Source organism: Fictibacillus phosphorivorans (assembly GCF_007673525.1).
Lineage (GTDB): Bacteria > Bacillota > Bacilli > Bacillales > Fictibacillaceae > Fictibacillus > Fictibacillus phosphorivorans_C.
The window spans coordinates 1,591,375-1,612,238 of the sequence record NZ_VDZU01000001.1; the positions used below are offsets into that span (position 1 = coordinate 1,591,375).

At 40.9% G+C, this 20,864-nt stretch carries 23 protein-coding genes and 1 other annotated feature; of the genes, 14 read left to right on the forward strand and 9 right to left on the reverse strand.

Annotation, left to right across the window (positions count from 1 at the left end; genetic code table 11):
- Positions 1–202: 202 nt before the first annotated feature.
- Entirely contained in the window at positions 203–382 is a 180-nt protein-coding gene (locus FS458_RS07715; protein WP_144699210.1) for a hypothetical protein, read from the reverse strand.
- Positions 383–523: 141 nt separating this feature from the next.
- Here FS458_RS07715 and FS458_RS07720 point away from each other — a divergent pair, with 141 nt between their 5' ends.
- Positions 524–862, forward strand: a complete 339-nt coding sequence (locus tag FS458_RS07720) for a DUF3889 domain-containing protein (protein ID WP_144699212.1) — start codon at positions 524–526, stop codon at positions 860–862.
- A gap of 4 nt (positions 863–866) precedes the next feature.
- On the opposite strand, the gene proC is transcribed toward FS458_RS07720, so the two are convergent.
- The gene (gene proC / locus FS458_RS07725) at positions 867–1,685 is read right to left on the reverse strand and encodes a pyrroline-5-carboxylate reductase (protein ID WP_186320484.1); all 819 of its coding nucleotides are present in this window, start codon (positions 1,683–1,685) and stop codon (positions 867–869) included.
- Positions 1,686–1,735: 50 nt separating this feature from the next.
- Positions 1,736–1,945, reverse strand: a binding site (T-box leader).
- Positions 1,946–2,041: 96 nt separating this feature from the next.
- Between proC and FS458_RS07730 the strand changes: the two genes are divergently transcribed.
- Positions 2,042–3,019, forward strand: coding sequence for an MBL fold metallo-hydrolase (locus FS458_RS07730; protein ID WP_144699216.1), 978 nt, complete (start codon positions 2,042–2,044; stop codon positions 3,017–3,019).
- Positions 3,016–3,807, forward strand: coding sequence for an SDR family NAD(P)-dependent oxidoreductase (locus FS458_RS07735; RefSeq protein WP_144699218.1), 792 nt, complete (start codon positions 3,016–3,018; stop codon positions 3,805–3,807). Before FS458_RS07730 ends, FS458_RS07735 begins: the two co-directional genes overlap by 4 nt.
- A gap of 249 nt (positions 3,808–4,056) precedes the next feature.
- On the opposite strand, the gene FS458_RS07740 is transcribed toward FS458_RS07735, so the two are convergent.
- The gene (locus FS458_RS07740; protein WP_144699220.1) at positions 4,057–4,257 is read right to left on the reverse strand and encodes a YqzH family protein; all 201 of its coding nucleotides are present in this window, start codon (positions 4,255–4,257) and stop codon (positions 4,057–4,059) included.
- A 164-nt stretch (positions 4,258–4,421) separates the two neighbouring features.
- On the opposite strand from FS458_RS07740, the gene FS458_RS07745 reads away from it, so the two are divergent.
- On the forward strand, positions 4,422–5,678 hold the full coding sequence (locus FS458_RS07745) for a DNA polymerase thumb domain-containing protein (protein ID WP_144699222.1): 1,257 nt from the start codon (positions 4,422–4,424) through the stop codon (positions 5,676–5,678).
- Between the two features lie 15 nt (positions 5,679–5,693).
- Positions 5,694–6,023, forward strand: a complete 330-nt coding sequence (locus FS458_RS07750; RefSeq protein WP_144699224.1) for a YolD-like family protein — start codon at positions 5,694–5,696, stop codon at positions 6,021–6,023.
- A 67-nt stretch (positions 6,024–6,090) separates the two neighbouring features.
- Here the strand turns inward: FS458_RS07750 and FS458_RS07755 are convergent, their stop codons facing one another.
- Positions 6,091–6,822, reverse strand: coding sequence for a ZIP family metal transporter (locus FS458_RS07755; protein WP_137788969.1), 732 nt, complete (start codon positions 6,820–6,822; stop codon positions 6,091–6,093).
- 145 nt (positions 6,823–6,967) lie between these two features.
- On the opposite strand from FS458_RS07755, the gene FS458_RS07760 reads away from it, so the two are divergent.
- A complete protein-coding gene (locus FS458_RS07760) occupies positions 6,968–8,398 on the forward strand; it encodes an N-acetylmuramoyl-L-alanine amidase (RefSeq protein WP_144699226.1) in 1,431 nt (476 codons plus the stop codon).
- Positions 8,399–8,639: 241 nt separating this feature from the next.
- Here the strand turns inward: FS458_RS07760 and FS458_RS07765 are convergent, their stop codons facing one another.
- Entirely contained in the window at positions 8,640–8,888 is a 249-nt protein-coding gene (locus FS458_RS07765) for an HPr family phosphocarrier protein (protein ID WP_066395916.1), read from the reverse strand.
- 93 nt (positions 8,889–8,981) lie between these two features.
- Here FS458_RS07765 and FS458_RS07770 point away from each other — a divergent pair, with 93 nt between their 5' ends.
- On the forward strand, positions 8,982–9,635 hold the full coding sequence (locus FS458_RS07770) for a TVP38/TMEM64 family protein (RefSeq protein ID WP_186320485.1): 654 nt from the start codon (positions 8,982–8,984) through the stop codon (positions 9,633–9,635).
- Positions 9,636–9,638: 3 nt separating this feature from the next.
- On the opposite strand, the gene FS458_RS07775 is transcribed toward FS458_RS07770, so the two are convergent.
- A complete protein-coding gene (locus tag FS458_RS07775) occupies positions 9,639–9,902 on the reverse strand; it encodes an HPr family phosphocarrier protein (RefSeq protein ID WP_066395914.1) in 264 nt (87 codons plus the stop codon).
- A 220-nt stretch (positions 9,903–10,122) separates the two neighbouring features.
- Between FS458_RS07775 and FS458_RS07780 the strand changes: the two genes are divergently transcribed.
- A complete protein-coding gene (locus FS458_RS07780; RefSeq protein ID WP_144699230.1) occupies positions 10,123–10,386 on the forward strand; it encodes a hypothetical protein in 264 nt (87 codons plus the stop codon).
- A 247-nt stretch (positions 10,387–10,633) separates the two neighbouring features.
- Here the strand turns inward: FS458_RS07780 and FS458_RS07785 are convergent, their stop codons facing one another.
- Positions 10,634–13,795 (reverse strand): efflux RND transporter permease subunit, encoded by a 3,162-nt coding sequence (locus tag FS458_RS07785; protein ID WP_144699232.1) that lies wholly within the window; start codon positions 13,793–13,795, stop codon positions 10,634–10,636.
- Positions 13,796–13,959: 164 nt separating this feature from the next.
- On the opposite strand from FS458_RS07785, the gene FS458_RS07790 reads away from it, so the two are divergent.
- Entirely contained in the window at positions 13,960–14,505 is a 546-nt protein-coding gene (locus FS458_RS07790) for a PadR family transcriptional regulator (protein ID WP_144699234.1), read from the forward strand.
- A 6-nt stretch (positions 14,506–14,511) separates the two neighbouring features.
- Positions 14,512–14,850: an iron-sulfur cluster biosynthesis family protein gene (locus FS458_RS07795; protein ID WP_144699236.1), complete on the forward strand. Its 339-nt coding sequence runs from the start codon at positions 14,512–14,514 to the stop codon at positions 14,848–14,850.
- A 19-nt stretch (positions 14,851–14,869) separates the two neighbouring features.
- On the opposite strand, the gene FS458_RS07800 is transcribed toward FS458_RS07795, so the two are convergent.
- Complete coding sequence (locus FS458_RS07800) at positions 14,870–15,775, reverse strand: hydroxymethylglutaryl-CoA lyase (protein WP_144699238.1); 906 nt, start codon at positions 15,773–15,775, stop codon at positions 14,870–14,872.
- Positions 15,776–15,920: 145 nt separating this feature from the next.
- Here FS458_RS07800 and FS458_RS07805 point away from each other — a divergent pair, with 145 nt between their 5' ends.
- The 4 genes from FS458_RS07805 to FS458_RS07820 all read left to right on the forward strand — a co-directional run bounded on the left by FS458_RS07805 (position 15,921) and on the right by FS458_RS07820 (position 19,787).
- Positions 15,921–17,120, forward strand: a complete 1,200-nt coding sequence (locus FS458_RS07805; RefSeq protein WP_144699240.1) for an acetyl-CoA C-acetyltransferase — start codon at positions 15,921–15,923, stop codon at positions 17,118–17,120.
- 44 nt (positions 17,121–17,164) lie between these two features.
- Entirely contained in the window at positions 17,165–17,857 is a 693-nt protein-coding gene (locus tag FS458_RS07810) for a CoA transferase subunit A (protein WP_144699242.1), read from the forward strand.
- A gap of 16 nt (positions 17,858–17,873) precedes the next feature.
- Positions 17,874–18,527 (forward strand): CoA transferase subunit B, encoded by a 654-nt coding sequence (locus FS458_RS07815; protein ID WP_144699244.1) that lies wholly within the window; start codon positions 17,874–17,876, stop codon positions 18,525–18,527.
- Between the two features lie 90 nt (positions 18,528–18,617).
- Complete coding sequence (locus FS458_RS07820; RefSeq protein ID WP_144699246.1) at positions 18,618–19,787, forward strand: thiolase family protein; 1,170 nt, start codon at positions 18,618–18,620, stop codon at positions 19,785–19,787.
- Positions 19,788–19,836: 49 nt separating this feature from the next.
- Here FS458_RS07820 and FS458_RS07825 read toward each other — a convergent pair whose 3' ends face one another.
- A complete protein-coding gene (locus tag FS458_RS07825; protein ID WP_144699249.1) occupies positions 19,837–20,748 on the reverse strand; it encodes an aldo/keto reductase in 912 nt (303 codons plus the stop codon).
- Positions 20,749–20,864: the final 116 nt, after the last annotated feature.

Genomic DNA, 20,864 nt, shown 5'->3' on the forward strand with positions numbered 1-20,864 from the left:
CCGCGGGGCGACCGGTGAGCCACTTGCCGCTTTGCGGCTCTAAGTGTCTCACCTGACCGCTCGTCCCGCAGGAGTCTCGCACCTTCCACTCCAATCAACATTCAAAGGAGACAAAAATCTAAAAGCATTTCTAATTTAGACCAACATACTAAAACACAGCCAGAATGAAAGAAACCCTTCCTGTTTGTAGAGGAAGGGTGAGTTATTTTCTGCGTCTAGAACGCTTCTTTTTTTCTTCTCTGTTGTGTTCTTCAACAGTGGCTCCTTTTTCTGTCAGCCAGTGGATAAAAACAAGCTCTTTGTCAGTAAGAGATCGTTTCGTAAACTTTTCAAACTGAACGCGCAATTCAAGGTATCTTTGGGAAATTTCTACTTCGGTCACACAAATCCCTCCCTAAATCTAGCTCTAGCTTCTACTTAAATGATAAAGAGTAAGTAAAGGGCTTGTCAATTTTTTCTAATCGCCAATTTCTGCAGAGAAAACGAGAGAATTGGTGCAAAATAACGAAAAGGAGTTGATAGTATGAAGATTTCCAGCAAGTTAATCTGCTTGATTATGGCCAGTTTTTTGATTTGTAGCTCACTTTCCCTTACAGTCTCTGCAGAAAGTCCAAGGGTTCAAGAACCTACTTATGCAAAATGGGGAAGGCTCGCTGTTTTTGAAACAGGGAAACGCTACCCCGATTATGATATCGTTGATTATTTGTATGTTGGACGAACGACAGCCCAAAATGAAGATATTGTCGAAAGATTTAAACTGTGGATCAAGAAAGGTGCTTCAGAAAAGGGAGTTATTATAACGATAACACTAACTCCAAGTGGTGTATTTAAGAATATTTCATTTCAAGAGACAGTCCGTTAACACATCAGTTCATTCTTCCTAACTCTTCTGACCGTTTCACCGCTCTTTTGATACAAGCCAAAAATGCATCTTGAACTCCAAATTGATCAAGTTTACCGATTCCTGCCTCTGTCGTACCGCCAGGACTGGTTACTTTTCTTCTAAGCTCAATAGGGGATTCTGTTGTTTGTTTGAGCATAAGAGAGGCACCTAAAAGCGTTTGAGAGATTAAAGTCTTTGCTTCTTCTTCAGAAAGATTTAATTCTTCAGCAGCTTTTTGCATGGCTTCAGCGATATAGTAAACATAGGCAGGACCGCTTCCAGAGAGGCCTGTAACGATATGAAGTTTTTCTTCAGGGACAAGAGTAACCGTTCCGATCGTCTCAAACAGCTCGAGAGATTTTTCAATATGCGATTGCAAGGCATACATTCCTGAGGAGAGTGCAGTCGCAGAATGTCCGATCGATGCGGAGGTGTTTGGCATCGCTCTCATTATAGGGTTATTAAGATCAAGCCAGTTTGTTAGCGTTTCAGTGGATATGCCAGCCATAACAGAAATGATCAGCTGATGACTCTTAACAAATGGCTTGATGGTGTTAACCGCATTGTGCGCATCCTTTGGTTTTACCGCAAGAATAATAATATCGGCACCAACGATCGCTTCTTCTATCGTTGAAGCCGGTACTACACCATACTTTACTCGAAGATCATTCACTCGTTGTGTATTACTTCGATTTTTTATCGTAATCAGATCAGCTTGCCATTTCTCTTTTTTGATCAATCCTTCCATAATGGCCTCAGCCATCGATCCGGCACCAATAAACGTTATCTTTTCTGTTCCCACGGGTGATCCCTCCCAAAATTTTGAGTATAAAAAAACTCCCAGTCCTAAATATAAAGGACGGATGGGAGTGATCCGTGGTACCACCTTTGTTGGCATGATTGCTTGCCCGCTCAAGATGTCTTTATCGCAGAACTGCGCCAGATTTCTCCAGTCTGCTCCAGGGCAGGTTCAGTAATTCCTTTACGGTGAAATCTTGCAGCCTATGGATTCCACTCTCTAAACGGAGGAGATTACGTACTAATCCCTTTCAACGCATTTATTTATTGGCCATAATTGGCATTTCTTTTATATTTTAAAAAACATTATGCTATGATTTCTATATGTATGTCAACTAGTTATTTTATTTGGAGGAAAAGATGAATCAAAAAACAGCTATTATTCCGATTACTCTTCCTACACCGTTTGATGTAGGTCCTGTAAACTGTGTCCTCCTAAAAAGTGATGCGGTTACGCTCGTTGATTCCGGAGCAAAAACCGAAGAAAGCAGACAACTGCTTATCTCTATTCTCAAGGATCACGGACTCACTTTCAAGGATTTAGACCATTATATCTGCACGCACTACCATCCTGATCATGCGGGACTATCAAAAGAGATCCAAGAGAATGGTGTTCAGACCCTCATGCTTAAAGAAGCGGTTCCTTACGTGAGTGGCGATTTTCATTTTATTGAACAGGGAGAAATGTTTTATACGAATCTCTATCATTCTTTCGGAGTGCCAGATGCTCTCGGTAGATTAGAACTGTTAAAGCTGCGGAAATATCGTACGTTCTCAAGCTCGTTTGTTCCAGACACCTTGCCTTTACCTGGTGATGAAGTACCTGGTCACGAGGGATTTATCTTTTTAAAGACGCCCGGACATGCCCCAGATCACCTTTCTCTTTATCATGAAGAAGATGGCATCTTAATCGGTGGGGATGTGCTGCTGCCTCATATTTCGTCAAATGCCCTATTAGAACCGCCTGCTGTAAACGAAACAGATCGGCCCAGAACATTGCTTCAATACCGAGAGACATTGCAATACCTATACACGCTGAACTTACAAACAGTATACCCTGGACATGGCGAGCCTTTTACTAATGCAGCACAGTTGATCACAAAACGACTTCACGATCACACCGAGCGTGCAAAAACGCTTGAACATCTGTTGAGCGATGAGCCGTTAACTGTTTATGAACTGTGCAGACGCCTGTTTCCAAAACTATATGAAAAGCAACTTGGTTTGGTAGTTTCCGAAGTTGTAGGGCATCTCGATCTGCTTCAGTCAGAAGGACGAGTACGAGTAGAGGAAGAGAACAAGGTATCACATTATCGCAGAACAGGAGTTATAAGATGAGTACATTAAAAAACAAAGTGGTCTTGATAACAGGAGCATCTGGGGGGCTCGGGGCTCACCTCGCCATGGATGTTGCTAAAAAAGGAGCGACGCCCATCCTTACTGCAAGAAGAGAAGATCAGCTGAAAGTTGTACAGGAAGCGATCTTAAAAGCTACGAATGTTACAGCGCCTTATTATATTTTAGATGTTTCAAACACAGACAGCGTTGAGGAGGTTTTCTCAACGATCCTTAGTGAACATGAGAACATACATATTTTAGTGAACAATGCGGGCTATGGTATTTTTGAAGAGTTTGTAGATTCGCCATGGAAAAATATCGAAGGAATGTTTTCAACGAACGTTCTTGGGCTTATGGCGTGTACGAGAGCTGTTCTGCCTCACATGCTTCAAAGAGGAAGCGGTCATATTGTGAATATTGCTTCTCAGGCCGGTAAGATCTCAACGCCAAAATCGAGCGTATACGCAGCAACGAAACATGCTGTGTTAGGATTCTCAAACGGGCTGCGTTTAGAAGTCGCACATAAAGGAATAGACGTGACAACCATCAACCCTGGACCAATCGCGACCAACTTCTTTACACTTGCTGATCAGTCTGGCAATTACGTTAAAAACGTTCAAAAACTGATGCTTCAGCCTTCACATGTCTCAGAAAAAATTGTTAGAGCAATGGAGCGTCCGGTTCGTGAGATCAACCTGCCATGGTGGATGAACGTAGGAAGCACGATGTATCAAGTGATGCCAAAATTGATTGAAACACTAGGTGGGAAATCGTTCAGACAGAAGTAAGTTTCTATAATATTATTATGTAAACAAAATGGAGAGTTATAAGACTTTTGGAGCTAGTTATGAAACTCGTGGATTGAAGTCCAAAACTCGTGGATTGAAGCCTAAAACTCGTGGATGGAAGTCCAAAACTTGTGGATTGAAGCCTAAAACTCGTGGATTGCCGCTTAAAATCCATCAATCACAGTCCAAACTTCTCACACCAACATCAAAAAAATAAGCAGGTTCCCCTCTTCAAAAGACGGAACCTGCTTATTTATTTGTAAAATAGGCATACACAACGTCCTGAATGATGCTGTAAACAGCCTCATTTTGATCTTCCTCCTGCATCTGGCGCAATACTTTTTCTTCGAGATTTCTCCACTCTTCCTCTGTTAATGTACAATTTTCTTCTTCCCATAAATAATCCTTCAACGATCGTTTAATCATTTTTCTTATCAATAAGGGGTTCATTTCTTCACCTGTCTTTCCTTATAAATCCTAGACTTTTGGCTCAAAAACGTCAATCTGCAAAATTTGCTGAAAAAATTACCATTGTTATAAGAACATACATTCGGTTAAAATGGGTATACATATAAAGAACAGATGTTCGTGAAATGACGAAAGGGGTGTGTCGAATGAACTATGATGAAATGCCTAAGCGTACGATCCTATGTATGGACATGAAAAGTTTTTATGCAAGCTGTGCTGCTGTTCGCTTAGGGTTAAATCCGCTGACATGTCATTTGGCAGTAGTAGGGGATACGGAAAGACAGGGAAGCGTTGTGCTTGCAGCATCACCAAGACTAAAGGCTGATTTTGGTATTCGAACAGGCAACCGTCTGTTTGAGATTCCAAAAAATAAAAACATTATCGTTGTAAACGCCCAGATGGCTTATTTCCTAGAAAGATCGATGGAGATTACGAAGATGCTGCATCGCTACGTTCCACCAGAGTCGATCCACACATATAGCGTGGATGAAAGCTTTCTTCAAGCTGACGGAACAGAAAGGTTGTGGGGAAGCGCACAAGAACTTGCTGAGAGAATTCGCCGTGACATCTGGCGAGAGTTTGGATTGCCATGTGCGATCGGAATCGGTCCGAACATGCTCATGTCAAAACTTTGTCTCGATCTTGACGCGAAGAAAAAAGGAGTAGCGCAGTGGGGTTATGAAGATGTAGAGAAGAAGTTATGGCCTCTATCCCCGCTAAGCCAGATGTGGGGAATCGGATCAAAAGTAGAGCGGACGTTAAACAGGATGGGTATTGTAACAGTCGGTGACCTCGCACATTATCCTCTCGAACTTTTAGAGAAAAAATTCGGAATCATGGGAAATCAGCTCTATCATCATGCTTGGGGCATCGATCTGTCTGAAATTGGTGCGCCCATTATGCAAGGTCAGGTCAGTTACGGAAAAAGCCAGATCTTACTTAGGGATTATACAGATATAACGGAGATCAAACATGTCATTTTAGAGATGTGTGAAGAGGTGGCAAGACGTGCGAGAAGGGCGAGAAAAGCAGGAAGGACGATTAGTTTTGGGCTAGGGTACAGCAAAGATGAAGGTGGTGGCGGCTTTCATCGTTCTAAATCAATCGATCAGCCATCTAATATTACGATGGAGCTGTATGAAGTGTGTCTAGAGCTTCTTCAAACCTTTTATCGAGGAGAGACGGTGCGTAAGATTTCGATTACTCTTTCTAATGTTTGCGAAGATACTGAAACACAGCTTACTTTGTTTTCTTTAGATCATCCAAAGAAAAGAAAGATCGGCTATGTTATGGATGATATTCGGCAAAAATACGGCTCCAACTCTCTTCTGCGGGCTGTTTCTTATACAAAAGGAGGGACAGCATTATACAGAAGCCGACTTTTAGGCGGACATAAGGCATAAGGGGGCGGAAGAACGGTGATTCGTGACAGAGGAACGATTAAGTGGACGGCAATGATGCTGCCGGAGCATGTAAAAATGTTAAGAGAGCACCAGGACGGTCTGGACTATGGAAGAAAGCCAGAATTAGATGAACAAAAGTACGAAGAATTCAATGAGACAATCTGTGTTGCGATGGAAGAGAACCAAGCGCTGAAGTTTACGTATTTTGAAAAAGGCAGGGCGCTCGTAACTATAGGCCATGTGCATTATATTGACGAATATAAAAAAGAGTTAAGGGTGCTGAATGAAGAGAAAAAGATGCATATCTTAAAAGTGACTGACATTATGGACGTGGAATATGCATAGCTGAGTAAGAATATAGCATGAAAAAAAACAGCAAAAACTAACGTTGAAGATAGTTTTTGCTGTTTATTTATCCAAAGATTTGAGTTAAGTAAATCATGATCAAGAGCCCGGCAATAAAGGATAAAGTAGCAGATCGAGCGTGACCGTCACCATGACTTTCTGGTATGAGTTCTTTATAGACGATAAAGAGCATGGCGCCGGCGGCAAAGGAAAGGCCATAAGGCACAAGATTCTCTACATAAGATGTGAGCACATACCCAAGCAAAGCCGTAACGATCTCAACAGCACCTGTTAATGTTGCAATAAGGAAAGCCTTGAAACGATTCATATTTTGATGAATGAGAAAAAGAGCTACTAACAGACCTTCAGGTGCGTTTTGAAGTCCGATTGCAAATGCGATCAAACCGCCAAGTCCTGTATTTTCACTAGCATAACTGACCCCAACAGAAAGACCTTCCGGCAGGTTGTGCAAGGTGATCGCAGCAATGACAAGAAAGGCTTTAGCATCGATGCCCTTAAAAATCTTAGAATGATCAAGATCAACGTGCGGAACGAACCTTTCTAAAAGTAAGAGTGTTAGGGTACCGAGTGTGATACCAATCGTAAGTACAGTTAGATTTGATAGTTCAAGAGCTTGAGGAATCAAGCTGAACGTTGAAGCAGCGACCATGATACCTGCAGTAAGAGCAAGTAATATGTCGCGAAACCGATGTGTTACCTGAGACCAGAAAAGAACAGGCAGTGCACCAAAACCGGTTGCTAATGCAGATAAAACACTTCCAAATAAAGCAGCTTCCATTCTGTTACCCACCTTAGTCAAATATCCAATTTTATAAAAATAGTCATATGGCTCTTTTAGTATACCGCCAAATCCTTTTTAATAGAAGTAAGCGCCATTTTCATTTCAAAAAGCGCTTCTATCGGAGAAATAAGAAGGTGACAATTTGAAAGTCATAATCATTGACCCGGGCCATGGAGGTAATGATCCAGGAGCGGTAAATAAAGAGCAATTTGAAAAAGTATATAATCTGGCAATCGCCAAAAAGATACAAGCTAATCTTCAAAACAACTATGAAGTGACGGTCATTATGACTCGAACAGGTGATACAACCGTATCATTAGAAGAAAGAACAAATTTAGCAAACAGCAAGAATGCAGAGGTGTTTGTGTCTATCCACCAGAACATCGGTGGGGGAGAAGGCTTTGAAAGCTATGTGCATCAGCGAGCGGGTGCTGAAACGAAAAGGATACAAAACGTTTTACATGCATCAGTCGCTGCTCTTATGAGTAAGTACGGTGCGCGCGACAGAGGACAAAAACAAGCTGATTTTCACATACTTCGTGAAACGAAAAAGTCAGCTGTCTTATTAGAAGTGCTTTTCATGGATAACGAGAAAAACTTGGCACTTTTAAAAAGAGAGGATTTTCAAAACGAATTGTCTATAGCGATTGCACAAGGAATCGCACAAAGTCTTTCTCTTCCAAAAAAACAGGTACAGATTACACAAACACAAATCTTCAATGTGATCGCAGGTGCGTTTGAGCAAAAAGAGAATGCGGTTGCTCGTGTTTCACTCCTAGCTAAACAAAACGTAACAGCTTTTATTGACGAAATAAAAAACGGAAACAAAACGTATTACAGAGTTCAGGCTGGAGCTTTTCAGAATCGAGAATACGCAGAGAATTTTGCTAAAAAGATACGTTCAGAAGGCGTAGCGGATGCTTATGTGGTAGAAAAAAATACAAATGAGCAGCCTCCAGTCAAAGAACCGCCAAAACCAGGTCCCGAGCCACCAAAGCCTAACCCGGATCCACCAAAACCAACACCCGAGACTCCAAAGGGACTGACGATAGGAGGTTCAACGCTATTAACAGCAGAAGAGATGGATCGATTTGTTAGGAAGGTCAATCCGAATGCACCTCCTGTAGCTGCTCTTTACGTTCAGATCGGACAGGTGTATGGGATTAGAGGGGATGTGGCATACGCTCAGGCTATTCAAGAAACAGGGTACTTCCGCTTTGAAGGAAATGTTAAGGCTTCACAGAATAATTATGCCGGAATCGGTGCGACAGGAAAGAACGAATCAGCCGTGTTTAAGACTCCTCAAGAAGGGGTATTAGCACACATCCAGCACTTGTTTGCTTATACGTCTACACAACCTCTTCCTTCCCAATATCCTCTCGTTGATCCTAGATTCCAATATGTTCAAAGAGGCAGTGCTGTGACATGGGCACAGCTCAACGGAAAATGGGCCATTCCAGGAACGACGTACAGTACTATGATATTGGATATTTACAAAAAAATGCTAAATGAAGCGAAAATCCCGTTGCAAACAAGAATGAATTCTCTAAATGCAATGTTGAATGAATTATAAAAAACGTCGGATTCACGAGTGATTTTTCATAAACAGTAAAAAATAAGGCTTCGCATGTGAATCGTTTATGCGAAGTCCTTATTTATTACTTTAAAAATTAAATGTACGCGTATGGAAGCTGTTAGGCTAAAAAACATACGAGTTAAATTTTACATAGCCAAACTGTATTGGCTTTTAAAAGTAAGGAAGAATTAGCCAAAAAAGAGTGATCTGTAATAAGATAATAATAAGAGCGATACGATTAAGATTTACAGCTTGCGAAAAGTCCAGACGAAAGTATCTTTTCTTTTAATTCTGTATTAGGCGGATCGCATATAATTTCAATGAAATCATCAGGATAGATAGACAATGCGATTATTCCGAGAAAACTCTTTCCGTCAGCTGTTCGATCTCCCTTTTGTAGATAGATGGATTCTGTAAAACTGCCTGTTAGTTCAACAAGTTTAGCAGCACGCTCTGCATAAATAGGACGAGTTGCTTTTACAATCATAATCAATAACCTCCTTTGCCAATCACACTATGTATGGATATGTGCATAAGAAGGAAAAATGCTAACTAAATGAAACTTTCACATGGAGGAAACATGAAACTTACAAAAAAGTGGCTATATCTTACGTTATTGGTTGCAGGCTTAATCATTTTTTTTCTCTGGCTGCAAAAAAATTATAAGGGATTTAGTCCTGAAGAATTTAGAAATTGGATTGTACAGTGGGGATGGATCGCACCTTTTGTCTTTGTTGTCCTATATACATTGAGGCCGTTTGTGTTATTTCCATCTTCCATATTTGCCATTACAAGCGGTTTGTCGTTTGGTTTTTATTGGGGCTGTCTGTATACCTATCTCGGGTCACTAGGAGGAGGACTCCTAACGTATTTTGCTGTCAACCGCCTTGGCCGTTTTAAGAAAAATAAACAATGGAAAAACGAAAACTACGAAAAAGTACGAAACAAGATTGAAAGAGAAGGAATTCGTTTCGTCTTATTATTGAGACTGCTACCGGTATTGAACTTTGATCTCGTCAGTTACTTAACCTCCTTAACAAAGGTAAAGTTTAAAGACTATGCGATTGCTACTGCAATAGGGATCATTCCGGGAACAATCGCTTATACGTATTTAGGTACATCCATGACGTCAGGAAGCAAAAAAGTTGTATGGATCGGCACAACTCTTTTATTTGTTCTTGTCGGTCTACCCATGATTTTTAAGAAGAAGATGAAAGCAAAGGTAGGGTTGTAGAAGTTAAGAAGGTTGCTCTGGAGGCAAGATCAGACTCATAGCTGACTCAGCATCAGCACCTTCAACGATATAAAGAAAAGAATCTCCTTCTTTTAACGTTAAAAAGAACGCTACGAGCTGTGATAATCCTGTGGCTTGAATGGTAATACCATCTTTACTTAAAAATAGCTGGCTGTTCAGTCTCTTAGCAGAATGCATGATCTCAATGGCTTTACTCACTGTATATTTAGCGGTCACGATCACTTTTTGAGAGCAGATTTGTTTCATAATCTGAAGCCTCCTGTATGAGATGATTGCTGATATATTTCCCATAAGTAGAGAGGCCGAAACAAGGTCTTTAGTCCCGATGTGCAAAATGATGGAAAATATGTAGTGCTTTTGAATAAAGAAGGGTACATATAAAAACGACATATTCAGCTGAAATGGAGAAGGCTGTAGAGGCAAGGAGGTAGAAAGGGAAATGGACTAGTAAATAGGGGGAGTCTGATTGCGAATTTCATTTAAACTTTTCGTCATGACTGTTTTTCTTTTTAATCTGTCACAAACTTATGTGTTTGCCTCCTCACAGACCGTTGCTGAGAAAAAGGCAGGGGGCTTTCACTATAGCATAATAGCAGATGGAGAAATCTTGACTTGGAGTATTGGAGACGGTAAAAAACAAAGTGAGATCCAAGAAGGTAAAAAGAATCAGAGGGGGCTAGATCAATTCAGGGAAGCAGTTAATGAGATGAGCGTACAAAATTCTCTTTAATTATCTATATATTGTATCTGATCTTTATTGGAATTATAGGGTACACCCTGTATAAAAGGGTTGCGAAGAAAAGGGAAGAACTCATGGCGATCGTTGCGCTTTTCGCGATGTATGCCATATACAAGTGTTATAGGGCGTACGAACTTTTTGTAGAAGCTCAGTGGGATGCCAAGTATTATTTGGCAGTTCTTACATAAAGCAAAAAAGAGTACAGCTGGCATGTGAAAGCCGGGCTGTACTCTTTTTTTTATGAATTTAATTTTGCTTTTTCACGTTTCGCCTGTCTTCTGAAGAATAACTCATACAGAACAGGTACGATGATCAACGTTAATAGAGTAGAAGTTGTTAGACCACCGATTACAACGATCGCTAATCCTTTAGAAATCAGCGTTCCTGACGACGTAGTTAATGCAAGCGGAATTAATGCTGCAATTGTTGCGAATGCTGTCATTAATATCGGACGTAAGCGAGTTTTACCAGCTTCTAATAGCGCCTCGCGAACTGGCATACCTTTAATCTCACGGTTTTGTCCGATGCGGTCTACTAATACGATCGCATTCGTTGTAACGATACCGATCAGCATGAGTATTCCGATCATCGCACTTACAGATAATGGTTCGTTGATCAAGTATAATCCTCCAATTGCTCCAACAGGAACGAATATGAGGGAAGAAAGGATGATGAATGGAATACGAGCTCTACCAAATGTGATCAACATCGTTAAATAAACGAGACCGATCGCAACTAGCATCGCAAGGCCAAGATCTTTGAACGTATCCATCGTTTCTTCGCTTCCTCCGCCACCTTCTGTGGATACAGAAGAAGGAAGGTCTACATTATCTTCAACGCCTTTAATAACGTCTTGTGTTACTTTTTGAACGTTGTCACCTTTTACTTGTGCAGAGACTTGCGCATATATCTTACCATCAAGCTTTTGGATTCCGGTTACAGTGTCTTTCTCAGTTACCTCAGCAACGTCTGAGATCTTAACCGGACCTGATGAACCAAATACAGTTAGATCCTTGATCTCATCAAGAGATTTAACTGCTTCGTCATATTCAACTTTCACGTTCTTTTGATCGCCGTCTAATGTAAGTTCTCCTACTTCAACAGGTTTTGTTACATCTGAGACTGCTCCTAGAATAGCGAAGCCTGATACGCCTTTTTCAGCTGCTTTTTCGGTATCAATGTCAACAGCCCATTGTTTTTGTGTATCTTTAAAGTTGTTTGATACATACTTGATCGAATCAATCGTCTTCATGTACTCTTCAACTTCACTTGCTGCTTTTTGTAGATCTTCTAAGTTGTTTGAATATAGATCAATATTGACTTCGTTGTTAGCTGGAGGCCCGCCGCTTGAAACTTCCTGCAAGCTGATTACGGTTCCTTCTGCTTTTTCGTCTGTGATCTCTTTGATATCTTTTTCTAGCTCTTTTAATTCTGTATCAATGTTTGCTTCTTTTTTGAGGTTAACAAAATAGTTGGCAACATTTTGACGCTTAAGACCGGTTTGGAAATCACGAGAACCGATACCAGCTGTTACATCTTCAATCGTACCGCGCTTAGAGAGGTACTCTTCAACTTCTAAAGACACTTCATTTGTCTTTGTTACGTTTGTACTTGCAGGTAATTCAACGTTAACCGTTAATGTTTTTTGCTCTTCATTCGGCAGGAACACCATTCCAAGTTTAGTTGCAAGGAAGAAAGATCCACCTAAAAGAATGAATGAAGTGAAAAGAACTAGAATCTTATGGTTCAGTGATGCTTTGATCAGTTTTTCATACCCACGCTGCAATGGACCATCGTTCTTTTCTGGTTTTACTGTTTTAAAAGCATACTTTGCTAGGATCGGCACTATTGTAACAGCAACGATCAATGATGCTAATAACGCGAATACAACGGTTAATGCGAACGGCAAGAAGAACTCACCTGTGATACCGCCGACAAGACCGAGTGGTAAGAATACAACGACGGTTGTAATCGTAGAAGACACGATCGCTTTTAAAATTTCGCGTGTGGAATCAATGATCAGCTCATCACGGTCGTAGTCACCATCTGTTTTACGGATTCTTCTAAAGATATTTTCGATAACCACGATACTATCATCTACAACACGTCCGACTGCTACTGCCATTCCACCCAGTGTCATGATATTTAAAGTAATATCAAGACGGTCTAAGAAGATAGCTGACACGAGCAGTGAAAGCGGAATTGAGATGATGGCGATGATGGTTGCTCTGAAGTTGCGAAGGAATATCAATACGGCTAAAGATGCGAACAATGCTCCAAATAATCCTTCTTTAACTAGCGTGTTTACTGAATCTTTAATGCCTTCTGCCTGGCCAAAACCAATTGCATAGTCTAACTTATCATCGTATTTATTTTTGTTAAGCACTTCTAAAACTTTGTCAGCCACTTCGACCGTATTCGCATCTTGTTTCTTTGTTACGGCCATAGAGAGTGAAGCTTTTTGGTTATATCTTGTGATCTCACTAACATCATCTGTTTCTTTAACTTCAGCAAGATCACCAAGCTTTAAGTTTGCTGGTGCTTGAGGTGCTTGTGCTCCACCTGGTGCGCTTTGTCCGCCAGGTGCTCCACCAGCTCCGGGTTGACCTGCTTCACCTGGTGCTCCTCCACCAGCTCCTCCCGGAGACTGTGCAGGTGCGCCTTGACTTGAAGAGATCGTAATCTCCTTTAGTTCGGCAACTGTATCGACTACTTCTTCAACACGAACTGGGACTGTAATCGAGTCATCGGTTACCGTACCAGCAGGGAAGGAGAGGTCACGGCTGTTGATTGCTTCTTTAACAGCATTTAAGGTGATACCAGCTTCTTTTGCTTTTTCTTTATCAAGTGTGATCGAGACGAATGTTTCTTTAACACCACCTACAGATACGTTGTTCACACCTTGGATCTTTTTAAGTTCTGGAACTAATTCGTCATTAACGAATGCTTGGATGTTTTCTCCTTCTTTTTCAGGGAATAGAGAAATATTGTAGATAGGAATCGTTCCAAATGAGAAACGGCTTACCTCTGGTTCCACATCTTCAGGAAGATCCGTTTCTGAAATGATGGATTTGACTTGATCTTCTACCTCATCCATATTTGCGGTGAAAGGAAAATCCATACTAATGATAGATACGCTTTCGTTCGAAGAACTCTTAACGGTTTTTACATCCTCAACTTGCTTCAATTGTGTTTCAAGTTTGTCCGTTACTTGTTCGTTCACATCTTCAGGAGATGCTCCTGGATAAACGGTTTGAACGGTCAGCTGTGGAAACTCAACGTTTGGCAGCAAATCTACTTTCAAGTTCGTGAATGAGAAGACTCCACCAACAATGAGTAAAAATGAAAAGATGAATATTGCTACTGGATTTTTTAAGCTAAATCGTGTTAACCAGTTCATTGTTTCCTCTCCTACGTATGTTTTTATTTTTCATATGTGTATTTTCACATATGTTTATATATAATATAATAGCTGTATGAGATTTATATCAAGTATTAAGAATAAAATATTTGTGAAAAATGTGTTACAATGCAAAGCAGAACAGAAAGAAAGAAGGGTATCAAATGGCGTTAAGGTATGCGCTGTTAGGTTTATTGGCGAAAAATGAAGCAACAGGTTACGAGCTAACACAGCAATTTAAAGAAACAGTTATTCATTTTTGGACAGCCCATCACACGCAGATCTATAGAGAACTCTTAAAGATGGAGGAAGAAGGACTCACACAATCAAAGACTGTACAGCAAAGCGATTACCCTGATAAGAAGATATATGCGATCACGGACAAAGGTTTTGAACAGCTGCTCGAATGGATGCTGAATAAACCTGTAAATGCACCAAAGCTGAAAGATGATTTGTTATTAAGGGTATCCATGTTTCATTTTATCCCGACAGACAAAGCGATTGCTTTTTTAGAAAAGAGTAAAGAACACCATCAGATGGGACTGATGATGACGAAAAAATGGCAAGAAGAGCACTTTCCAAAAGGAACATATGGAAAAAACGAACTTGGCGAATTTTTAACAAGTGAATATGGCATTCGATATATGGAAAGCTGGTTATCATGGTGTAACTGGGCGATTAAAATTCTAAAGAAGAAAGGTGAGTCATAAAACAGTATGGAAATTGTATTTACAGATGCAGCATTAACTCGATTGGAAAAGAAGGTACAGGGAAAAGAAGGGTACCTGAAACTCAAACATGATACAGAAGGCTGTGGCTGCGTTGTGAGCGGTGTAGCTGCCCTTGTTCTCGTCGAGCAAACAGAGGAGAACGATACCAAAATTGAGACGAATGGTCCAGATCTATTCATGGAATACAATACAGCTGTATTCTTTGCTGAAAAGATGACAATCGATGCACCAGCAGGCAACCACTTTTCATTAAAAAGCCCTGGTGAGATGCTGAATCCTTCAATGAAATACTATGATAGAACGAAACAAAACACGGGCTTATAAAATGCCCGTGTTTTGTTTGTTAAGGCTGAGGAACATTTTTTAACAGTTGAAACTGCTTGCTTGAAACAGGTTTGGAAAGAAGAGGAGAAATGTAAGCTGCTGCTTCAAGCAGTTTGTCAAGATGAATACCTGTTGATATTCCCATTTGAGATAGCATGTGTACAACATCTTCAGAAGCCACATTGCCTGAAGCTCCAGGTGCGAACGGACAACCGCCAAGCCCTCCAGCCGATGTATCAAAGCGATCGATTCCAGCTTGCAGACTCGCAAAGATGTTAGCAAGAGCCATTCCCCTTGTATCATGAAAATGAGCGGTTAAAAGTGTTGTTCCACGCAGATGATGTTTTAAGAGTGTAAACAGTTCAAAACACTCTGCTGGATTGGCCATACCGATCGTATCTGCCACACTTAGTTCATCCACACCCATCTCTTCAAAATCAAGACAAATTTTTAAAACATCCTGTTCATCGATCTTTCCTTCGAATGGGCAATAAAAACTAGTAGAGATACAAGCCCTCACAAAGAATCCTCTGCGTTTTAAATCTTGAATCAGAGGTCGTAGTTCATTCATGCTCTCTTCTGTTGATCTATTAATATTCTTCTTATTGAACGTTTCGCTGACACCTACGAATACAGCAATATGCTTCACTCCAGATTCAACAGCTAAGTCAATTCCTTTTTGATTTGGAGCGAGGACAAAATTTCGTTGGTCGTCCAAGCAGTTATCAATAATAACAGAGGCATCTTGCATTTGAGGAACCCATTTCGGTGACACGAATGAGGTGAGCTCCATCTCTTGAAATCCGGCATTTTTTAATAGAGAAATAAATTCTATCTTATTCTTTGCAGGTATTAGATTCTTCTCATTTTGAAGACCATCTCGCGGTCCAACTTCTATAAGCGTAACCCTTTCAGGTAAGTCCACTAGTGTAAACCCCTTTCTTGAAAACGTTTTCTTATGGTTATTTTAACTAAAAAAAATCGTCTGTTGCAACACATTTAAATTGTTATGGTATGATAAAAAGGAATTTTCAGAAATTTAATAGAGATCTACAAGGAGGAGACTAGGAATGGTTTCAAGGGAGAGAGATGCTGTAGTTGTAAGCGCTGTCAGAACACCGATCGGAAGCTTTATGGGAAGCTTTAAAACGGTTGCGGCAACAGAATTAGGAGCAATCGCGATTAAAGATGCATTGAAAAAAGCTGGTGTCCCGCAAGATTCAGTAGATGAAGTCATCATGGGAAATGTTCTGCAAGCTGGACTCGGACAAAACCCGGCCCGACAAGCGGCTATGAAAGCTGGTTTGCCGAACGAGGTATCCAGTATGACGATTAATAAAGTATGCGGTTCAGGTCTCAAGGCAATTCATCTAGCGTGCCAAGCGATCTGGCTAGACGAAGCAGATATTATCGTTTGCGGTGGAATGGAAAACATGAGCCAAGCTCCTTATCTTTTGAACGGAGCGAGAGATGGTCTCCGAATGGGTAATGCTCCTATGGTAGATTCCATGATTCAAGACGGATTATGGTGTGCATTTGGTGATTATCACATGGGAATCACCGCGGAAAACTTATGCGAGACACATTCATTGTCCCGTGAAGAGCTAGATAATTTTGCAGCAGAAAGTCAAAGAAAATGTGCACAAGCACAAGAACAAGGAAAATTTAATGACGAGATCACGCCGGTAGAGATTCCTCAACGTAAAGGTGATCCGATTATTGTTGATATAGATGAATACCCAAAACCAAGTTCAACGGCTGAAAAGTTAGGGAAGCTTCGCCCTGCATTCAAGAAAGATGGAATGGTAACAGCAGGTAACGCGTCAGGCATCAATGATGGTGCTGCAGCACTTGTTGTGATGAGCAGAAAGAAAGCAGAAGAACTAGGGTTGAAACCGATTGCCGTTGTAAAAGCGAATGCAAGCGCTGGTGTTGCACCAGAAGTGATGGGAATCGGACCAGTGGAAGCTGTTAAAAAAGTTTTAAGAAAGACAAAGTTAAGCATGAAGGACTTTGACTTAGTTGAAGCAAATGAAGCATTTGCAAGTCAATCTCTAGCGGTTGGCAAGGATCTTGAGTTTGATAAAGAAAAATTAAACGTAAACGGTGGAGCGATCGCACTTGGACATCCGATCGGAGCAAGCGGTGCAAGAATCGTTGTGACATTGCTTCATGAGATGAAACGCAGAAACGCAAAACGAGGTCTTGCGACGCTTTGTATCGGTGGTGGCCAAGGAGTAGCGTCAGTTTTTGAGAACGAAGCAGAATAAATGACTGTCAAACGATAAAGATCGTATGAAAAGGAGAGAGAAAAATGAAACCAATATTAAACTCAGCACTTGAAGCTGTAGCGGAGATAAAAGATGGATCTACTCTTTTAGTTGGAGGTTTCGGGCTCGTTGGAATTCCAGAAAACTTAATTTTAGCTTTAGTAGAAAAAGGAACAAAAGATCTTACCGTCATCTCAAACAACTGTGGAGTAGACGACTGGGGTCTTGGTCTTCTATTGAAGAACAAACAGATCAAGAAGATGGTTGGTTCCTACGTAGGAGAGAACAAAGAGTTTGAAAGACAAGTGTTATCAGGTGAGATTGAAGTAGATTTGATTCCACAAGGTACACTCGCTGAGAGAATTAGAGCAGGCGGTGCAGGCATTCCTGCGTTTTATACACCTGCTGGAGTAGGAACACCGATTGCTGAAGGAAAAGAAACTCGTACGTTTAACGATAAAGAATATCTGCTCGAAGAGGGGATCGTTGCAGATTTCAGTTTGATTCGCGCTGCAAAAGGAGATAAAGCAGGCAACCTGATCTATAACAAAACAGCTCGTAACTTCAATCCAATGATCGCAGCAGCAGGAAAAGTGACGATTGCTGAAGTAGAAGAGGTTGTTGAGATCGGTGATCTGCACCCCGATTACATACATACACCAGGTGTATATGTTCAAAAGATGATCGTCGGAACTCAAGAGAAACGTATTGAACGACTAACGGTAAAAAAAGGATAAGAGGAGGGAAACCATTATGAATATTAGAGAAAGAATTGCCAAAAGAGCTGAGAAAGAGATCGAATCAGGATTCTACGTAAATTTAGGAATTGGAATGCCGACGATGGTTGCCAATTTTATTTCCGACAATAAAGAGGTTGTTCTACAGTCAGAGAACGGCCTTTTAGGTATCGGCCCTTATCCGCTTGAAAATGAAGTTGATCCAGATCTGATCAATGCAGGGAAAGAAACCGTTACGGCAATTAAAGGTGCTTCTTACTTTGACAGTTCTGAATCGTTTGCGATGATCCGCGGCGGTCACATTGATATCGCGATATTAGGCGGAATGGAAGTTTCAGAGAACGGAGATCTAGCCAACTGGATGATTCCAGGAAAGATGATCAAAGGAATGGGTGGGGCGATGGATCTTGTGCATGGAGCAAAGAAGATCATCGTCATCATGGAACATGTAAACAAAGCAGGTGAAAGTAAGATCTTAAAACAATGCCAGCTTCCACTAACAGGAAAAGGTGTCGTAGAACGAATCATTACAGACCGTGCTGTCATGGATGTATCTGATAAAGGTCTCCTTTTAAGAGAAGTAGCAGAAGGATACTCCGTAGAAGATGTAGTAAGTTCAACAGAGGCTAAACTAACCGTTGCAGAGGATGTTAAACTAAACGCCTATTAACAAAACCCATTCTCCGCTATATGCACTGCACGAAGAAAGTTTATGATCAATACAAAGTTCTTAATCTTTTAAATAAAGAGGTGCAGCCAAATGGCTATCTATATAATAGATGGGGCTAGAACGCCGTTCGGATCATATGGAAAATCATTGACCGGTGTGAGTCCGACAGAATTAGGTGAGATATCTGCCGTAGAGGCGATAAAACGAGCCAATATTTCCCCAGCAGATATAACGGATGTAGTTTATGGTAATGTTATACATTCGAGCAAGAATGCCGCTTATGTAGCGAGACATACTGCTTTAAGAGCAGGAGTGTCAGCGGATGTTCCTGCCATGCTCGTAAACCGCTTATGTGGCTCTGGCCTGCAAGCGGTCGTTTCAGCCACGCAGAACCTACGTGATCAGGAAGAAGGAATTGCGCTTTCTGGAGGCATAGAAAATATGTCACAGTCGCCACACGTTTCTTTTCACCACCGGTTTCATAATCAAAAGTTTGGCCAGATCACGTTTGATGATATGCTTCTTCAGACGTTAAGTGATGAATACATCGGGTGTGGTATGGGTATTACAGCTGAAAATTTAGCTGATCAATACACTATATCAAGAACTGAACAAGATGAGTATGCAAGTCTTAGTCATAGAAAAGCTGCTGAAGCAAGAGAGAGTGGAAGATTTACAAAAGAGATCGTTTCAGTACCTTTAAAAAACGGTGCTCTTTTTACAGAGGATGAAGGAATCAAACCAGAAACATCTGTTTCTTTGCTTGGAGAGTTGAGGCCGTCTTTTCAAAAAGACGGAACAGTTACAGCAGGAAATTCTTCTTCTATTAACGATGGGGCCGTGTCACTTATTCTTGCTCACGAAAAATCGGTTAAAGAGAAAAGGTTAAAACCGCTTGTAGAGATTGTTTCTTGGGCAGTAACAGGCGTCGATCCATCGGTGATGGGAATTGGTCCTGTACCTGCGATTCAGAAACTGCTGCAAAAAACAGGTCTTTCCATCGACGACATTGGGTTGTTTGAAATTAACGAAGCGTTCAGTTCTCAATACTTAGCTGTAGAAAAAGAACTACAATTAGATCGTGAAAAAACGAATGTAAACGGAGGAGCGATTGCGCTAGGTCACCCTGTGGGTGCAAGTGGTGCAAGGCTGTTGCTTACGTTGGGTTATGAAATGAAACAACGTCAAGAAAAGTATGGAATAGCGAGCCTATGTATTGGCGGTGGGCAGGGAATTGCGATGTTATTAAAATTAGTATAAAAAAAGTCCCGTGTAGCGATATCGCTTCAGCGGGACTTTTTCAATTGAATCATGCTCGGTGTGTTTCGTAGATTTCAGCTGGAAAAAGGGAGCGCAAAGACTCTAACTCTGCTTTACTTAAAGGGGTAGATTCAAAGGTTTTAATATTTTCTAAAAGTTGTTCAACAGAACTTGCACCAGCAGCTGCAGTTGCCACCGGCTTTTGACTCAACACATATTGCAGAGCTGCATGTGTGATGTTCTTATCACCTAATACATCTTTAGACATATCGATCCTTTTTTGGATGTCTGGGCCGGTGTAATGAAGAAACTTGCCATCAGCACTCTTTTGAAATGCTTTTTCACTCAACCATCCTTTTGCAACAGGACCTCTTGCGATAACGCTTATATCCTTTGTATCGAGATAAGGAAACAGTTCTTCAGGACGTCTATCCAATAAACTGTATTGCATCATGATACTTTGAATATTCGAGTGCTCTGCAAAATATTTAATGGTGTTAGGCCGTATTGAAGAAATACCATAATAACGGATATATCCTTCAGACACGAGTTCATCAAAAGCTTCGATCGTTTCATCAAGTGGATCATCGATCGTTCCTCCGTGAAGCTGGTAGAGATCAATATAATCGGTTTGTAGACGCTTTAGGCTTTCTTTTAAGGCAGATTTAATATAAGTTTTAGAAGGATTCCATTGCCATCCATCTCCTGGCTGGCTCCAATCGTTCCCACCTTTTGTCGCAAGAATGATATCATGTCTAACGTCTTTTAGTGTTTTCCCAATAAACTCTTCATTCCACCCGAAGCCATATAGATCTGCTGTGTCAAAATAATTAATACCATGATCGAGCGCTGTCTTCACGATTCTCTCGTTCTCGTTGCCAAGCTCAGGAGCAAGTGACATACATCCTAAACTCAGTTCACTCACATAAAGATCAGAAGAACCTAATCTTCTTTTTTTCATCCTTTTCACCTCAATTTCATTCAATTTGTATCTTTTCTAAACCTATCATATTGACCTGAAAAAAGAAAAAAGTCCGCACAAAAAAACGATGCGAAGAATGTTTCGCATCGGTCAGT

Coding starts and splice junctions, on each gene's coding strand:
- FS458_RS07720 (WP_144699212.1), top strand. CDS start 524: ATGAAGATTTCCAGCAAGTTAATCTGCTTGATTATGGCCAGTTTTTTG.
- FS458_RS07730 (WP_144699216.1), top strand. CDS start 2,042: ATGAATCAAAAAACAGCTATTATTCCGATTACTCTTCCTACACCGTTT.
- FS458_RS07735 (WP_144699218.1), top strand. CDS start 3,016: ATGAGTACATTAAAAAACAAAGTGGTCTTGATAACAGGAGCATCTGGG.
- FS458_RS07740 (WP_144699220.1), bottom strand. CDS start 4,257: ATGAACCCCTTATTGATAAGAAAAATGATTAAACGATCGTTGAAGGAT.
- FS458_RS07745 (WP_144699222.1), top strand. CDS start 4,422: ATGAACTATGATGAAATGCCTAAGCGTACGATCCTATGTATGGACATG.
- FS458_RS07755 (WP_137788969.1), bottom strand. CDS start 6,822: ATGGAAGCTGCTTTATTTGGAAGTGTTTTATCTGCATTAGCAACCGGT.
- FS458_RS07765 (WP_066395916.1), bottom strand. CDS start 8,888: ATGATTGTAAAAGCAACTCGTCCTATTTATGCAGAGCGTGCTGCTAAA.
- FS458_RS07770 (WP_186320485.1), top strand. CDS start 8,982: ATGAAACTTACAAAAAAGTGGCTATATCTTACGTTATTGGTTGCAGGC.
- FS458_RS07775 (WP_066395914.1), bottom strand. CDS start 9,902: ATGAAACAAATCTGCTCTCAAAAAGTGATCGTGACCGCTAAATATACA.
- FS458_RS07785 (WP_144699232.1), bottom strand. CDS start 13,795: ATGAACTGGTTAACACGATTTAGCTTAAAAAATCCAGTAGCAATATTC.
- FS458_RS07790 (WP_144699234.1), top strand. CDS start 13,960: ATGGCGTTAAGGTATGCGCTGTTAGGTTTATTGGCGAAAAATGAAGCA.
- FS458_RS07795 (WP_144699236.1), top strand. CDS start 14,512: ATGGAAATTGTATTTACAGATGCAGCATTAACTCGATTGGAAAAGAAG.
- FS458_RS07805 (WP_144699240.1), top strand. CDS start 15,921: ATGGTTTCAAGGGAGAGAGATGCTGTAGTTGTAAGCGCTGTCAGAACA.
- FS458_RS07810 (WP_144699242.1), top strand. CDS start 17,165: ATGAAACCAATATTAAACTCAGCACTTGAAGCTGTAGCGGAGATAAAA.
- FS458_RS07815 (WP_144699244.1), top strand. CDS start 17,874: ATGAATATTAGAGAAAGAATTGCCAAAAGAGCTGAGAAAGAGATCGAA.
- FS458_RS07820 (WP_144699246.1), top strand. CDS start 18,618: ATGGCTATCTATATAATAGATGGGGCTAGAACGCCGTTCGGATCATAT.
- FS458_RS07825 (WP_144699249.1), bottom strand. CDS start 20,748: ATGAAAAAAAGAAGATTAGGTTCTTCTGATCTTTATGTGAGTGAACTG.